General features: G+C 43.1%; 18 protein-coding genes. 13 read left to right on the forward strand and 5 right to left on the reverse strand.

The annotated features are described in order from the left end of the window. Positions 1–32: 32 nt before the first annotated feature. The 9 genes from K1M91_RS04805 to K1M91_RS04845 all read left to right on the forward strand — a co-directional run bounded on the left by K1M91_RS04805 (position 33) and on the right by K1M91_RS04845 (position 7,496). The gene (locus K1M91_RS04805) at positions 33–773 is read left to right on the forward strand and encodes a heme ABC transporter permease (RefSeq protein ID WP_232800417.1); all 741 of its coding nucleotides are present in this window, start codon (positions 33–35) and stop codon (positions 771–773) included. Further along, positions 773–979 carry a heme exporter protein CcmD gene (gene ccmD / locus K1M91_RS04810; RefSeq protein ID WP_232800418.1) on the forward strand — a complete coding sequence of 69 codons (207 nt, stop codon included), beginning with the start codon at positions 773–775 and terminating at the stop codon, positions 977–979. The genes K1M91_RS04805 and ccmD overlap by 1 nt, the downstream gene beginning before the upstream one ends. Next, the gene (gene ccmE, locus K1M91_RS04815) at positions 976–1,470 is read left to right on the forward strand and encodes a cytochrome c maturation protein CcmE (protein ID WP_232800419.1); all 495 of its coding nucleotides are present in this window, start codon (positions 976–978) and stop codon (positions 1,468–1,470) included. The genes ccmD and ccmE overlap by 4 nt, the downstream gene beginning before the upstream one ends. Further along, the gene (locus K1M91_RS04820; RefSeq protein WP_232800420.1) at positions 1,467–3,422 is read left to right on the forward strand and encodes a heme lyase CcmF/NrfE family subunit; all 1,956 of its coding nucleotides are present in this window, start codon (positions 1,467–1,469) and stop codon (positions 3,420–3,422) included. Before ccmE ends, K1M91_RS04820 begins: the two co-directional genes overlap by 4 nt. After that, entirely contained in the window at positions 3,412–3,948 is a 537-nt protein-coding gene (locus K1M91_RS04825) for a DsbE family thiol:disulfide interchange protein (RefSeq protein WP_232800421.1), read from the forward strand. The genes K1M91_RS04820 and K1M91_RS04825 overlap by 11 nt, the downstream gene beginning before the upstream one ends. Then, on the forward strand, positions 3,948–4,406 hold the full coding sequence (locus tag K1M91_RS04830; protein ID WP_232800422.1) for a cytochrome c-type biogenesis protein: 459 nt from the start codon (positions 3,948–3,950) through the stop codon (positions 4,404–4,406). The genes K1M91_RS04825 and K1M91_RS04830 overlap by 1 nt, the downstream gene beginning before the upstream one ends. Further along, the gene (gene ccmI, locus K1M91_RS04835) at positions 4,406–5,641 is read left to right on the forward strand and encodes a c-type cytochrome biogenesis protein CcmI (RefSeq protein ID WP_232800423.1); all 1,236 of its coding nucleotides are present in this window, start codon (positions 4,406–4,408) and stop codon (positions 5,639–5,641) included. Before K1M91_RS04830 ends, ccmI begins: the two co-directional genes overlap by 1 nt. Positions 5,642–5,716: 75 nt before the next feature. Beyond that, a complete protein-coding gene (locus tag K1M91_RS04840; RefSeq protein ID WP_232800424.1) occupies positions 5,717–6,472 on the forward strand; it encodes a VacJ family lipoprotein in 756 nt (251 codons plus the stop codon). Beyond that, on the forward strand, positions 6,465–7,496 hold the full coding sequence (locus K1M91_RS04845; RefSeq protein ID WP_232800425.1) for a response regulator: 1,032 nt from the start codon (positions 6,465–6,467) through the stop codon (positions 7,494–7,496). Before K1M91_RS04840 ends, K1M91_RS04845 begins: the two co-directional genes overlap by 8 nt. A gap of 29 nt (positions 7,497–7,525) precedes the next feature. On the opposite strand, the gene K1M91_RS04850 is transcribed toward K1M91_RS04845, so the two are convergent. From K1M91_RS04850 to map, 5 genes are all read right to left on the reverse strand, one after another. Further along, positions 7,526–7,843, reverse strand: a complete 318-nt coding sequence (locus K1M91_RS04850) for a helix-hairpin-helix domain-containing protein (RefSeq protein WP_232800426.1) — start codon at positions 7,841–7,843, stop codon at positions 7,526–7,528. 231 nt (positions 7,844–8,074) lie between these two features. Beyond that, a complete protein-coding gene (locus tag K1M91_RS04855) occupies positions 8,075–8,374 on the reverse strand; it encodes a YciI family protein (protein WP_232800427.1) in 300 nt (99 codons plus the stop codon). Positions 8,375–8,378: 4 nt separating this feature from the next. Continuing rightward, complete coding sequence (locus K1M91_RS04860; RefSeq protein WP_232800428.1) at positions 8,379–8,918, reverse strand: septation protein A; 540 nt, start codon at positions 8,916–8,918, stop codon at positions 8,379–8,381. Positions 8,919–9,040: 122 nt separating this feature from the next. Then, positions 9,041–11,653, reverse strand: a complete 2,613-nt coding sequence (gene glnD / locus K1M91_RS04865) for a bifunctional uridylyltransferase/uridylyl-removing protein GlnD (RefSeq protein WP_232800429.1) — start codon at positions 11,651–11,653, stop codon at positions 9,041–9,043. A gap of 38 nt (positions 11,654–11,691) precedes the next feature. Further along, positions 11,692–12,492, reverse strand: a complete 801-nt coding sequence (gene map / locus K1M91_RS04870) for a type I methionyl aminopeptidase (protein ID WP_232800430.1) — start codon at positions 12,490–12,492, stop codon at positions 11,692–11,694. Between the two features lie 274 nt (positions 12,493–12,766). On the opposite strand from map, the gene rpsB reads away from it, so the two are divergent. From rpsB to frr, 4 genes are all read left to right on the forward strand, one after another. Then, entirely contained in the window at positions 12,767–13,501 is a 735-nt protein-coding gene (gene rpsB / locus K1M91_RS04875) for a 30S ribosomal protein S2 (RefSeq protein ID WP_232800431.1), read from the forward strand. 98 nt (positions 13,502–13,599) lie between these two features. Beyond that, positions 13,600–14,451 carry a translation elongation factor Ts gene (tsf, locus tag K1M91_RS04880; RefSeq protein ID WP_232800432.1) on the forward strand — a complete coding sequence of 284 codons (852 nt, stop codon included), beginning with the start codon at positions 13,600–13,602 and terminating at the stop codon, positions 14,449–14,451. A gap of 74 nt (positions 14,452–14,525) precedes the next feature. Then, positions 14,526–15,272 (forward strand): UMP kinase, encoded by a 747-nt coding sequence (gene pyrH / locus K1M91_RS04885; protein ID WP_232800433.1) that lies wholly within the window; start codon positions 14,526–14,528, stop codon positions 15,270–15,272. 50 nt (positions 15,273–15,322) lie between these two features. Beyond that, positions 15,323–15,880, forward strand: a complete 558-nt coding sequence (gene frr / locus K1M91_RS04890; RefSeq protein ID WP_232800434.1) for a ribosome recycling factor — start codon at positions 15,323–15,325, stop codon at positions 15,878–15,880. Positions 15,881–15,961 lie beyond the last annotated feature (81 nt).

Raw genomic sequence — 15,961 nt, forward strand, 5'->3', positions numbered from 1 at the left:
GTTCGCTCATTAATAAAATAGAGAGTCAATCTATGTGGAAGTGGTTACACCCTTATGCCAAAGCGCAAACTAGCTATGAACTGGCTGGAAAGCTTATACCTTGGTTTACTGTCGTTTGCTGCATTTCTTTTGCTGTTGGCTTAGTCTGGGGTTTAGCTTTCGCGCCTGCGGACTATCAGCAAGGTGATAGCTTTCGCATCATTTATATACATGTTCCCGCTGCTATTTTGTCTATGGGAGCCTACACCAGTATGGCCGTGGCGGCATTTATCGGTTTGGTTTGGCAAATTCGCCTTTCAGATATGGCCGTCGCGGCGATGGCTCCTGTGGGTGCAGTGTTTACTTTTATTGCTTTATTTACTGGCGCGGCCTGGGGCAAACCCATGTGGGGCGCTTGGTGGGTTTGGGATGCTAGATTGACCTCGGAATTGATTTTGTTATTTTTGTATTTGGGTGTGATTGCTTTATATAACGCGTTTTCAGACAAAGTGTTGGCAGGGCGAGCGGCCGGTATTCTGACCTTAGTTGGCGTGATTAATATTCCTATTATTCATTACTCGGTGGAATGGTGGAATACTTTGCATCAAGGGGCTTCCATTACCAAGTTTGATAAGCCATCCATCGCGCTTTCAATGCTTTGGCCGCTGTTAATTATGTTATTAGCATTTGCGACATTTTTTGGTGCCCTAATGTTAATGCGTTTTCGTAATGAAATTTTGCAAAGAGAAAGTCATCGTCCTTGGGTTAAGGCCTTAGTGATGGGGGGTAAGTAATGGAATTTGTAAGTTGGGCTGATTTTTTTGCGATGGGCGGCTATGGCTTTTATGTTTGGTTGTCTTTTGGTGCGACGTTTATCAGCATGCTAGGGATAGTCATTGACACGCGAATGAAGCGGGCACGATTATTTAAACAAGTACGTAATAACATTGAGCGCAACAAGCGTATGCAAGCCGCTCGCAGTATGGAGAATACGTTATGAACCCAAGACGCAAAAAGCGCCTTGCCGTTATTTTGGCGATTGTACTCGGTATAGGCTCAGCAATTGGTTTGGTGTTATATGCCTTATCGCAAAATATTGATCTGTTTTACACGCCTTCAGAACTGGTTAAAGGTAAAGGCAAACAGCTTGTTAAACCAGAAGCAGGTCAGCGGTTAAGAATTGGTGGCATGGTTATGCCGGGTTCTGTAGTACGGGACCAAAGCAGTTTAAAGGTGAGCTTCAAACTCTATGATGCGGGTGGCGATTTAGTCACTGTTGAGTTTGATGGTATTTTACCCGATCTATTTCGTGAAGGGCAGGGCATTGTAGCAATGGGCGTTTTAAAAGATGCGACCACAGTCACGGCGTCGGAAGTGTTGGCTAAGCATGATGAGGAGTATATGCCCCCTGAAATTGCTGAATCACTTAAAGGGATGCAACATTTCAAGCCTGAATACACCGAAGAACAGTTAGAAGGCGCCCATAAATGATCCCTGAACTCGGTCAATTTACTTTAATCATTGCTTTCGGCTTAGCTGCTTTGTTGAGTTTTTATCCTCTTTGGGGTGCTTACAAAGGGCATGCAGGGTTAATGAATAGTGCTCGAACCTTAGCTGTATGCCAGTTCTTGTTTGTTGGGCTTTCTTATGCCTGTTTAACATACGCCTTTATTGTAAACGATTTTTCGGTGGCTTATGTGGCCTCACATTCCAACTCCGAACTACCATTGCAGTACCGTATTTCAGCGGTTTGGGGGTCACATGAGGGCTCTTTGTTATTGTGGATGCTGATTTTATCTGGCTGGACTGCCGCAGTTGCATTGCTCAGTAAAAATTTGCCATTAGAGTCTGCCGCACGTGTGTTAGCCGTCATGGGGATGTTGGGAGTAGGTTTTTACCTCTTCGTGATTGTCACTTCCAACCCCTTCGAGCGCACCTTACCTTACTTTCCTGTTGATGGCCGAGATTTAAACCCGCTGCTGCAAGATATCGGTTTGATTTTACATCCTCCAATGCTTTACATGGGATATGTGGGCTTCTCTGTAGCGTTTGCTTTTGCGATTGCTTCTTTGATGCAAGGCCGTTTAGATTCAGCTTGGGCACGTTGGTCACGTCCTTGGACGATGGCCGCATGGGTCTTCCTAACGGCAGGTATTGCCCTTGGTAGCTGGTGGGCTTATTACGAACTCGGTTGGGGAGGCTGGTGGTTTTGGGATCCAGTAGAAAACGCTTCATTTATGCCTTGGATAGTGGGCACTGCACTGATTCATTCTTTGGCGGTATCAGAAAAGCGGGGTGTATTTAAGGCTTGGACGGTACTGTTGGCTATTTCGGCTTTCTCATTAAGTTTATTGGGGACGTTTTTAGTGCGCTCTGGCGTATTAGTGTCGGTGCACGCATTTGCCAGTGATCCAGAGCGAGGCTTATTTATTTTAGGCTTTTTGATCATGGTTATTGGTGGCTCGTTGCTGTTGTATGCTTTTAAAGCCAATGCAGTTAAAAGCCGTGGTAGTTACAGCTTGTTTTCACGTGAGTCATTTTTACTGGGCAACAACATTTTGCTGATTGCTGCTCTTATTGTGGTGTTGCTGGGAACTCTATTACCTTTAGTACATAAAGAAATGGGCTTAGGCAGTATTTCGATTGGTGAACCCTTCTTTAATCGTATCTTCACCGTATTAATTGTGCCATTTATGTTGCTATTGGGTGTAGGCCCGTTGGTTCGTTGGAAAAAACAAAATCCCGGTGATTTAGTCGCAACACTGTTGGTTGCCATTGTCGCCTCCGTTGTTCTAACCGCTTGTTACATTATGGTCAGTACCCCTTACGTTACTTGGCTGGCTTTGTTGGGTTGCTTCTTAGGGGTTTGGGTTGTGGTAACGTCTTGCCAAGAAACTTGGCTGCGAGCAACTCATCGTCATCGTTTTTTCACTGGTGTTAAAAAACTCAGTATTAGTCACTGGGCGATGATTACTGGCCATATTGGTTTTGCTGTGATGGTCATAGGTATCACTATGACGCAAAATTACAGCATTGAAAAAGATGTGAGAATGGTGCCAGGGGATCAAATTGAATTTGAGCATTATCGTTTTACCTTTGAAGGGGTAGATGCGCTAAAAGGCCCAAATTTCGATGGTCATACTGGGGTGTTGCGAGTGGATAGAGGTGATAAGTACGTGACGACCATGCGCGCAGAAAAACGCTTTTATCGGGTGCAGCGCAACGTGATGACTGAAGCAGCGATTGATGCTGGTTTCACTCGCGATCTTTATGCGGCTCTTGGTGAGCAGCTGGATAATGGCGCTTGGGCATTACGTATTTACTACAAACCATTTATCCGTTGGATTTGGTTTGGGGCCCTCATTATGGCTTTTGCCGGAGTGCTGATGATGTTAGATAAGCGCTATCGCTTTAGTGGAAAAGGAATGAGTAATGGACAATAAGCCTCGTCTTTGGCTCTTTCTGCTGCCCCTGGGGATATTTTTAGCGGCCGTGGTGTTCTTATTTAAGGGATTGTATTCTGATCCATCGAAATTAGAGTCGGCGTTGATTGGTCAACCCGTACCCACTTTTACCTTGCAAGATCTCTATGAGCCAGAAACGCGTCATGATGCGTCGATTTTCAAAGGTAAGCCGATGTTACTTAATGTTTGGGCGACTTGGTGCCCAACTTGTTATGCAGAGCATACTTACTTGAACAAGTTGGCTGCTGACGGTGTTTACATTGTAGGTTTGAATTATAAAGACGATAGAGAAAAAGCCATTCGCTGGTTGACGGATTTAGGTAATCCTTATCAAGTGAGCTTGTACGATAAAGACGGCATGTTAGGGTTGGATTTAGGCGTGTATGGTGCACCTGAAACTTACTTAATAGACAGTCAAGGTGTGATCCAATATCGTCATGTCGGTGATGTTAACGATCACGTTTGGCAGCAAACCTTATTACCTATTTTTAAGGATTTGAAGTAATGCGTATTATTACTTTATTGCTTATTTCATTGATGAGCAGCGCGGGTTTAGCAGCAATTCAAGTTTACGAGTTTGATAGCCAAGAGCAGGAAGTTCTTTATCAGCAGTTAACTAAGGAGCTGCGTTGCCCTAAATGCCAAAACCAAAACATTGCAGATTCAAATGCGCCATTGGCACAAGATTTACGCCAAAAGGCATATGAATTAGTTAAAGAAGGCAAGAATAGGGAGCAAGTGGTTGATTATATGGCCGCTCGTTTTGGTAATTTTGTCACCTATGATCCACCCATGACACCCGCGACCATCTTCTTGTGGTTAGGGCCGCTATTTTTTGTGTTGGGTGGGTTAGCTGTATTGGTTTTCAGAACGCGTAAAAATGCCGCCTTAGCTGAAAAACCGGTGATGGATCCGGCAGAGCAAGCAAGGCTGGAGCGAATTTTAAATGGAGATAAAGACTAATGCTGCTTTTTTGGCTGTTATGTATTTTGCTGTTAGTCATTGCGAGCTTAGCTTTAATCGTACCGGTTTTAAGAAACCGTCAAGTGATTGAAGCTGATCGAGATAGTCTGAATAAAACCTTGTACAAAGGACGCGTTAAAGAAATTGAGCAAGACGTTGAGCAGGGGCTTGTGGCTGAGCAAGCTGCGGTACTGACTGAACTACAGCAAAATTTGTTAGAAGATGTGGTAGAGGCTAAATCATCGGCTCAGCGTATTAATTTAACTTTGCTATTGCTCCCAGGAATCATATTATTTTTTGGGATATGTATTGGCCTATATTTACAATATGGCGCGGGTCAACAAGTGAGTCATTGGCAAAGTGTGATGACCAACTATGAAACCCTACAGCATAAAATGACCATGCAGGATGGCCAGCCTCCTTCAAAACAAGAAGTTGACGATTTTATGTTAGCCTTACGTACTCATCTTGCTAATCAACCCGATGACACGCAAGGTTGGTTAATGTTGGGCCGCCTTGCTTTTGCCTTACGCGACGGCCAATTGGCCCAAGATGCACTACATAAAGCTTATAAACTATCGCCAGCAGACAGTCATGTACGTGTCGCATATGCTCAAGCGTTGTTGCAGACAGAGGATGCGTTAAAGCTTAAACAAGCGGAAAACCTGATTATTGCTACCGTAGGGCTTGAGCCAGATAATATTCAAGCCTTATCTGTCTATGCCTTTATGGCGCTGCAACAAGAAGACTTTGCGGGCGCGATTGAACGCTGGCGTAAAATACTGCCTTTGCTCGCGCCATCGAGTGAACGCTATGGCATGGTTAAAAACAGTATCGCTTATGCCCAGCAGCAACTGGCGAAAGCAAATGAGGCGAAAAAAGGCTCGCCAGCAGGCTCGATGACTTATCAAGTAAAAGTGACGATCAGCGAGCAAGTCGATTTACCTGAAACGGGTTATTTGTTTGTTTTTGCGCAAATGGTTAATGGTCCTAAGATGCCACTAGCGGCAAAGAAACTGCCTTTATCTGAGTTTCCAGCCACTGTCACCTTGTCTGATGCTGACGCGATGATGCCTGAGTTAAAGTTAAGCCAACAAGCTGAGTTTATTATCAAGGCTCGCATATCTAATGATGAGAATGTAGCGGTTGCGGCAGGAGAGTGGGAAGGTGAGAGTAGTGTGATTAAATCGGGTCAAAAAGGTGTCATAGAAATAGCCATCGATCATAAGATATAGTGTTACTATTAATCTAGTCAGCGCTGCAGTGCTGACTGGTTTAATGCTCTTTTTGTGTATTTTATAGGTATGTATGTGATCTACGCTTTATTTAAACGACTATCTGTAGTGATAGTGGGAATTTTTTTGTTCTTCTCTGCATCTGTAGCAGCCATTAAGCCTGTCGACGACAGTCTAATTAGCGATCCTTTTGAAGGGGTGAACCGCGTAGTTTGGGATTTCAACTACGCCCTAGACCAGTCTATCTATGTTCCCGCGACTAAAGCCTATCTGCATCTCCCTGAGGGGAGCCGAGAAGCCATCAATAACTTTATTTTGAACTTTGATGAGCCTTCTAGCGCAGTTAACCATTTGTTGATGCTTGATATTGAGTCATCAATGGGGAGCGTCATGCGCTTTGTAGTCAATACTACATTTGGTATTGGTGGGTTGATTGATGTTGCTGGGCGCAGTGGTTTAAAGCGTAATCGGGCCGAATTCCAAAGCGTATTAGCGATGGTTGGGGTCAATCATGGGCCTTACCTTATGGTGCCATTTTATGGCCCTCGCACCACTCGAAAATTGGTCGGTGGGATTGTTGATGGGCTGTATTTCCCATTCAGTGAGTTTACTTACTTTGAATACTTACTTCATTGGGGAACAGACGCGCTATATAAACGTGCTATTTTATTGGATCAAGATCCTTTAATTGAGCAATCACTGGACTCGTATATTTTTATTCGTGATAGTTATATTCAATATCAGAACTTTCAAACGGAAGGCTCTAACCTTGTTTCGCCTATAGGGCCGTCTCTATCAGATGAAGAATTGGAAGAGTTTATGAATGAGTAAAAGCAGTTATACACTTGCTGACTTTACCTTTCTAGTTATTGAAGATGAGGCGGTTTTTCGCGAGCAATTAGCGGCCTTTTTAAAGCAACGGGGCGCTATCGTTGCAAAAGCAGAAAATGGCCGTCATGGGCTGACTCTTGTTGCCGATTTAAAGCCAGACTTAGTGCTGTGCGATTTGTATATGCCTGAAATGAACGGTCAGGAAGTCATTAAGTCTATTTTGCGTCAGTATCCGAATCTGCCTGTTATTGTCATATCGGCAGCAAGTGAAATGGTTGAGATAGAAGAAGCATTGCGTCACGGCGCGAAAGATTACTTCATGAAGCCACTGCAAAACTGGCTCACAATAGAACAAAGTATTTTATCGATTTTAAAACCGAAATTATCGGGTTTTGAAGTACTATCGAATAAACATATGGCCGATGCTGAATTAATGAGTCATATGGCCCACTTTCGTCAAGATGATCCAGCTTCTACGCTTTTGATGCAAGAGTTAGCGAGTGCAAAAAACTTTGACATCAGTGGTTTTTCTTTCCGTGTTGACTCGCAACCGTTGGGTTTGCTACTTGTTCATTATCCATTAAGTCAGCATGAGGTATGTGTGTTTGTGCTTGATGTTTCTTTGTTTGGTACTGAAGCGGCTGTTATAGGGGTTTTGCTTAAAAGTTTACTTAATGACTCATACCGTCAACATCAGTCAAATAGCCATTATCGTTTGCGATCACCAGCTCAAATGATTCGCTTTCTAAATGATCAAATACATGATTTAGCATTGTCACATCCAGTTAATGCAATCCAATGTTATCTTGATGCTAGCCGACATTGTCTGACTTATTCAAATGCTGGCTTTGCCCCCCCTAATAAATTATTTCAATACACGGGGATGGGACTTGGTATATTAGCAGGGCACAGGTATCAGCAGGATCGGATCGCGCTCCCTAACTTGCTTAAGTTAAACTTTACCTCTCAACTGGGCAATGTGTTGAAATTAGATGTATCAAAGAATGAATCGGTGCCACTATAATCGAGTGACACCTAGAGAGGCTGGCGCGTCTATTTTACTGCTAATAGATCTTTATTATTATCTAAAATACTTTGGCCAATACCATCTACTTCAAGTAATTGGTCGACATTTTTAAACTGACCAATCTCTTTACGATAAGCAATAATCGCTTTTGATTTTTTCTCACCAACCCCCTTTATTTTAGTGAGCTCGTCTTCAGTTGCAGTATTAATATTAATCACTTGTTGGCTAACTGCTGTTATCTCTTGAGTAGCGCCAGTATCTGTTGCTGTATCGGCTGCTAAGGCAACTTGGCTCATAGATGTTACTGCAAATAAAGATGCGGCAATAAACGTACGTAGTTTCATAATTATCCTCTATTGATTATTTTGTTAGTTGCAGGGGTAAAGGTAGGAGATAAATTTGATAATGAATGGTTTTTTACTCTTTATTGTGAAATGTATCAATAAAGTGGTTGCTAAACTTTATTTGGCAACATAAGTATTTGGCAAGAGCAGTGGATAAATATGAATGGGGCCAGCACATGAAGGAATTATTCATGTGCTGGATTATTATGTGTGAAAATTATTCAGGAGGGGTTAAGGCAGAACGAGTTTGAAGGGTTTGACTTCAACATTTGCATAAACACCAGCGGCTACATAAGGATCCTGCTCTGCCCAAGTCTTCGCTTCATCAATAGACGAAAATTTAGCAATTACTACCGATCCGGTAAAGCCTGAATCCCCTGGATTTTCGTTGTCTATGGCTGGTGATGGACCTGCCACCAACAGGCGTTGTTCGGCGTTTAGTGCTTCTAGGCGGGCAAGATGAGCTGGCCGAGCTTGCTGGCGCAGTGCTAAGCTGTTAGCAACATCTGAAGCATAGATGGAGTACCACATAAGATTATTCCTTATCTTCTTGAGGGAGATACTTGTATAAATAAATACCAGTGAGAAAGGTAAAAATGAGCATTAAGCCCATCAAACCAAATACTTTAAAGTTGACCCAAATATCTTGCGATAGGTAGAAAGCTACGTAAACATTCAGGGTACCGCAGAAAATAAAAAACAGCGCCCAAGCAATATTTAAATTATGCCAAACTGCCTCAGGTAGGGTGAGCTCTTTACCGAGCATTTGTTTTATTAAGTTCTTCTTAAGCACATACTGGCTGAACAATAATCCCGCAGCAAACAGGCAATAAATCACCGTGACTTTCCACTTTATAAACGCATCATCACGTAAAATAAGGGTGAGAGCACCAAATGCAATGACCATCACAAAGGTAATGAGGTGCATTTTTTCTAATTTTTTATATTTAAACCAGTTGAAAGCGAGCATGATACCGGTTGCTAACATGAGCGCGGCAGTGCCAACATAGATGTCGTAAAATTTGTAAGCAACGAAAAAAATAATTAGCGGGATAAATTCAAAAAACTGTTTCATTGTCATCATCAAATCGTTAATTAATGAGATGTGTAGTGTACTATTTTCTTCGTTGATAAAAAAGTTACTTTATCGGGTCAAACAGGTGTCAGCTGAGCTAACAGACACCTATTTGATGATGTTTAAGAGTGTGCGTCACAGGCGAGAGCAGCAACTAATGCTTGTTTTAATTCATTTTGCTGCTCAGAGTTTAATGCGTGACCGTCTTCGGTAGTGACAATGAAAAAATCTTCTACCTGTTCACCTATTGTGGTGATTTTTGCTGTATGCAGCACCACATCTAGCTTTTGGAAAACATCCCCGATGGTTGCTAGTAAGCCGGGTGAATCATAAGCAATCAGCTCCATCATGGTGCGATGATTTTTATTACTGAGAAAGTTCACTTGAGTGGCGACCGAAAACTGCTTTTTTCGGCGCGACAATCGCTGGGTGCGTGCGACCACTTTTTCAGGGTGAGTCAATGCTTGCTCTAATGCCGGCTTTATTTCACGCGTTCGGTCGATGGCTAACGGCTCGCCATCTGGCTCTAACACAATAAACGTGTCTAGGGTGTAGCCGTCACGACTATTCATAATGGTCGCATCGTGAATGTTGAGGTTTTTATTGTTTAACTCGGTGGCCACAGTGGCAAATAAGTCTAATGAATCTTTACAATAGATGAACACTTCATTGCCTCCTCGAGAGGCGCGCTTGCTGATCACCACTAGGGGTTTGTCTTTCTCATAGTGCTGCAGAATATACTCGCTGTGCCAAGCAATCTGCGACGGTGTGTGGCGTAAGAAATAGTCTGCTTTAAAGCGCTTCCAAAGGGTTTCTACGGCGTTTGAGTTAAATGCCTTACTGAGTAACTTGTTCAGTGCTTGTTGCTTGTGATCGCGGATACGGCTACGTACGTCAATGGGTTTTTCTAGGCCTCGTCTGAGGGCTTTCTGGGTTTGATAATAGAGCTCTTTGAGTAACGCGCCTTTCCAGCTATTCCAAACATCATCATTGGTCGCACAAATATCGGCGACGGTAAGCAGCAACAGGTAATTAAGGTATTTTTCATCTTGTACAACACGCGCAAATTCGGTGATCACATCTGGGTCTTGAATATCACGGCGCTGCGCTGTTACCGACATAACTAAATGATGTTTAACTAACCAAGCGACCAAACGACCATCATGAGCACTTAAACCGTGTAAATCACAAAATGCTTGGGCATCAATGGCGCCGAGTTCAGAATGGTCGCCTTTTCTCCCCTTGGCTATATCATGAAAAATAGCGGCCAAAAAAAGTAATTCAGGCTTTTTAATAGTTGGAAAAAGATCGCCACAAATAGGGTGTTCTACTTTTGATTCCTTGGTCGGGAAATTGTAAATATACTTAATCAGTCGATGAGTATGTTCATCTACAGTGTAAGCGTGGAAAAGGTCAAATTGCATTTGTCCTAAAATTTTATTCCACTGCGGAATGTAAGCGGCTAAAACGCCATATTTGTGCATTAAGGTAAGGGGTAAGCCCATTCCTCTAGGGTGTTTAAGCAGAGCCATGAATTTTTCACGACAAGGTGGTATGTCTTGTAACCAATACGTGAGTCGACGTCGACTTTCTCGAATTTCACGTAAGGTTGTGGAATAAATGCCTTTGATATTTGGGTTGTCAGCAATGTGCAGGAACAGTTGTAAAATGCTTTCGGGACGATGAAAAAATTCCCCAGCCGTTACGAGTACGATCAGATCGCCCTTGAGCTGAAAATGATCATCAATGGGCACTGATTCTATTTCTGCATTGCCTAAAATATCTTCATCAAAATGTTGTAGTAACATTTCGTTTAGCTCTGCCACTCGCCGTATGGTGCGATAGAACTGTTTCATCATGGTCTCTATGCCAGCATTACCTTGTCCTTGATAGCCTAGTTTGGTGGCAACATCGGTTTGGTAGTCGAACAGTAGGCGGTTGTCGGCACGATTAGTGACGAGGTGTAAGGCAAAACGGATCTTCCAAAGAAAGTTCTGACACTCAAGTAACTCACGATATTCAGCTTGGGTGAGATAATTATCGATGGTCATTTCAAGTAAGTTCGCTGCGCCAAAATGGCGCCTTGCTACCCAATATAAGGTATGAAGATCACGTAAACCGCCGGGGTTACTTTTTATATCAGGCTCAAGGCTATAACCATTATCGCGATAATTGAGATGACGCTGGCGTTGCTCTTCGCGTTTCGCACTAAAGAAGGCAGTAGAAGGCCAAAATGTTGGAGCATGTAATCGCGTTTTAAGGGTTGTAAAGGTGGTTTCATTACCAATGATTAAACGACTCTCAATAAGGTTTGTGGCAATAGTAATATCTTCTAACCCCAATTGAATACAATCATCAATGGTTCTTACGCTATGGCCAATTTCGAGACGCAAATCCCACAGGAAAGTAATAAATGCACTGATTTGTTGCTCGATTTCAGAGCAAAGAGGCTGAGCGCTTAATAGCAATAAGTCGATGTCTGATTTTGGGTGAAGCTCACCGCGACCGTAGCCGCCAACAGCGACTAAGCTAAGCTCTTTCGCCATTCCATCGGTAAATTTATGCCAAAGTCGAGTTAACAGCTGGTCCATAAAATCGGAGCGCTCTAGCACCAGCTCACTGATATCATCCAGCTGACTGAAGGCCGCTGCTTGTTTAGCGTTAAACTCCGCCATTGCCTCTTTGACACTCTTAAGTGACAGGTCGTCTAAAGCTAATGTCTCAGTGGCTTGCATGGGCAGCTCCTATTTATGGTTAAAGTAGTGGAATTGGCCTAGGCGTGATTAATCACTCGTTCAATGGTTTCGTCTTGACGTAGGGTTAATATTTCGCAGCCTGTTTCTGTCACCAGTAAAGTATGCTCCCACTGTGCAGAGCGGGAACCGTCTTTGGTTGTGACCGTCCAACCATCTTTTTTATCTAATTTAGTATGTCGCTTACCTAAATTGATCATAGGTTCAATGGTGAAGCACATGCCAGGCTCTAAAATAAGCAACGCATTGGGGTCGGTTTTGCTTTTATAGTGCAGCACTTGCGGCTCTTCATGAAAGGTTGCGCCAATACCGTGGCCACAATATTCACGTACAACCGAGAACCCGTTTTGTTCGGCATGGGCTTGTATCACTGCACCTATCTCGCCAAGGCGAATACCTGGTTTAACTAACTTAATGCCTTTGTATAAACATTCTTGTGCGTTTTGCACTAATTTTTTCGTCAACGGATTCGCGTCGCCGACCACAAACATTTTTGATGTATCACCGTGATAACCGTCTTTAATCACTGTGATGTCGATATTAATAATATCGCCATTACGTAGTTTTTTGTGGTTTGGGATACCATGACAAACTACTTCATTTACCGAGGTACAGATAGATTTAGGAAAGCCGTGATAATTTAATGGTGCGGGGATGGCTTGTTGTACATCAACAATAAAATCATGACATTTTTGATTCAGCTCGTCTGTTGTTACCCCTTTTACAACAAAGGGTTCGATCATTTCTAGCACATCGGCAGCCAGTTTCCCAGCAATGCGCATCTTTTCAATTTCTTCAGCTGTTTTGATTACTACACTCATGATTATCTCTTCTTTTGTGTGACTGGCGCGGGGATGTTTTTGTCGCCAATTCCGCATCTCAGATTGTGATTATGACTTGGGTATGGTATAAAGCGCGCCGGGAATTGGCAATGTGAAATTACATTGTTAACCAATAATCGGTCACGATTAAGTAGCCGACAACCCGAAATCAACTTAATTAAACAACACACACACATCGTCACATATTTCGGGGTGCCTGTTAAGGGTCGAGATTATGGGATGTGTGGAGGCCTAACCCCAAGAGGAATTTAACATGGCTAATGTATCAATGCGCGAAATGCTGAAGGCTGGTGTGCACTTCGGTCACCAAACTCGTTACTGGAACCCAAAGATGAAGCCTTTCATCTTCGGCGCTCGTAATAAAGTACACATCATCAACCTTGAGCAAACAGTTCCAATGTTCAACGAAGCTCTGGATTTCATTTCTGGCGTTTCTGCGAAAAAAGGTAAAGTTCTTTTTGTTGGAACTAAACGTGCAGCAAGCGTGGCAGTAAAAGAAGCAGCAATAAGCTGTGACCAGTTCTACGTAAACCACCGCTGGTTAGGTGGTATGTTAACAAACTGGAAAACTGTTCGTCAGTCTATCAAGCGTCTAAAAGAGCTAGAAGCTCAAACTGAAGATGGCACATTTGATAAGCTAACGAAGAAAGAAGCGCTAATGCGTTCTCGTGAACTTGAGAAGTTAGAGAAAAGCTTAGGTGGTATCAAAGATATGGGCGGTCTACCTGACGCACTATTCATCATTGATGCAGACCATGAGCATATCGCTATCAAAGAAGCGAACAACTTAGGCATTCCTGTAGTTTCTATCGTTGATACTAACTCAAACCCAGACGGCGTAGATTTCATTGTTCCAGGTAACGATGATGCTATCCGTGCGGTACAGTTATACCTAACTTCTGCTGCTGATGCAGTAAAAGCAGGTCGTCAACAAGATATCGTTGTACAGGCTGAAGAAGACGGCTTTGTAGAAGAAGCTGCAGAGTAATAACGGCTTTCGCCCTTATTAACCAAACCATTTTTTTTTGGTTAACAGGGGCCCTTAGGCCCCTGTTTTTCATCTTTTTATTGTTGAGGAAACTCAAAATGGCAATTACTGCTGCTCAAGTTAAAGAACTGCGCGATCGTACCGGTGCGGGCATGATGGATTGTAAAAAAGCACTTCAAGAAACCAATGGTGATATCGAAGCTGCTATCGAATTTATGCGTAAAAATGGCCAAGCAAAAGCGGCCAAAAAAGCAGGTAACATTGCTGCTGAAGGTGCTATTTTAATCAAAACTGCAGGTAATGTTGCGGCTTTAGTTGAAGTTAACTGTCAAACAGACTTCGTAGCTAAAGATGCGAACTTCCTAAGTTTTGCTAATGAAGTGGCTGATGCAGCTGTTGCTTCTAAAGTAACCATCGAAGAGCTACAAGCGCAATTCGAAGAAAAGCGCATTGCACTTGTGACTAAAATTGGTGAAAACATCAATGTACGTCGCGTGTCTTACGTTGAAGGTGTAAACCTGGCTTCATACTCGCACGGTTCGACAATTGGTGTTGTTGTTGCAGGTGAAGGTGATGTTGATTCACTAAAGCACATTGCAATGCACGTTGCAGCGAGCAAGCCTGAATACGTTAACCCTGAAGACGTACCAGCTGAAGTTGTTGAAAAAGAGCGTGAAATTCAAATCGATATCGCGATGAATGAGGGTAAGCCTCAAGAAATCGCTGAGAAGATGGTTGCTGGCCGTATGAAGAAGTTCACAGGTGAAGTTGCCCTAACTGGCCAACCTTTCATCATGGAACCAAAGAAAACGGTAGGCGCTGTGCTTAAAGAGAAAGGTATCTCTGTTTCTAGCTTCGTACGTTTAGAAGTGGGTGAAGGTATCGAGAAGAAAGAAGAAGACTTTGCTGCTGAAGTTGAAGCGCAAATTGCAGCTTCTAAAGCTAAGTAAGCTCTGCTTTTGTAGATCATAAGTATTAGCCGCGGCCATTGCTGCGGCTGTTTTGCAACTAGGAATCGCGTAAAATGAGTACCAATCCGAAACCAAGCTATAGACGAATTCTGTTAAAACTAAGTGGTGAAGCCTTGATGGGCGAAGAAGGCTTTGGCATTGATGCCAAAGTACTAGAACGCATGGCGCAAGAAATTAAAGAATTAATTGAACTAGGTGTTCAAGTTGGATTGGTCATCGGTGGCGGTAACTTATTCCGCGGCGAAGGCTTAGCGAAAGCGGGTATGAATCGCGTAGTGGGTGACCACATGGGCATGTTGGCAACGGTGATGAATGGTTTAGCCATGCGTGACGCTTTGCATCGTGCATATGTTAATGCTCGCTTGATGTCCGCCATTCCGTTAAAAGGTGTGTGTGACGATTATAACTGGGCAGAAGCAATCAGCCTACTTAAGTCTGGTCGAGTGGTTATCTTTTCAGCCGGTACTGGCAACCCCTTCTTTACGACTGACTCAGCAGCATGTTTACGTGGCATTGAAATTGAAGCTGACGCCGTGCTAAAAGCGACGAAAGTTGATGGTGTTTATGATGCTGACCCTATGAAAAATCCTGATGCAGTTTTGTATGATGAACTTGATTATTCTACTGTTCTTGAAAAAGAGCTGAAGGTAATGGACCTTGCGGCCTTTACACTGGCTCGTGATCATGGTCTGCCAATCCGTGTGTTTAATATGAACAAGCCTGGAGCGCTACGTCGCGTGGTTATGGGTGAAAGTGAAGGCACAGTGATAAAAGCGCCAAGTGTTTCAGAAGAAGAATAAGGCTACTTGGTTGATATAATCTAGCCTAAAATGTTTAAAAGGAATATACCGTGATTAATGAAATTAAAGACGACGCTCAAACGCGCATGAGCAAAAGTATCGATGCACTGAAATCGCAACTGTCTAAAATTAGAACAGGCCGCGCGCATCCAAGTTTATTAAGCAACATCACCGTATCATATTACGGCGCAGATACCCCTCTTAACCAAGTGGGTAACGTAAGTACTGAAGATTCTCGTACGCTTACCGTGACAGTATTTGATCGCGCGATGATCCAAGCGGTAGAAAAAGCAATTATGTCTTCCGACCTAGGGCTGAATCCTAACTCAGCAGGCGCCGTGATTCGCATTCCTCTTCCTGCGTTAACGGAGGAGCGCCGTAAAGACCTTATCAAAGTCGTTCGTGCAGAAGCTGAAGCTGGCCGTGTGGCTATCCGTAATATTCGTCGCGATGCTAATAGTGATTTAAAGGCATTAGAAAAAGAGAAAGAAATCAGTGAAGACGAACTACGTAAATCTGAAGATGATGTACAAAAATTAACGGATGCAGCCATTAAAGAAGTGGATAGTATTCTAGCGATTAAAGAGAAAGAGCTAATGGAAATCTAAATTCGCTTAGATATTAGCTGTTAACGCCGTGTGTTAACACGGCGTTTTTTTGTCCATCACGAGAGGTTATTTGTGCAGGAA

The sequence above is a fragment of the Motilimonas sp. E26 genome, assembly GCF_021278025.1.
Classification (GTDB): domain Bacteria; phylum Pseudomonadota; class Gammaproteobacteria; order Enterobacterales; family CBDFNC01; genus Motilimonas.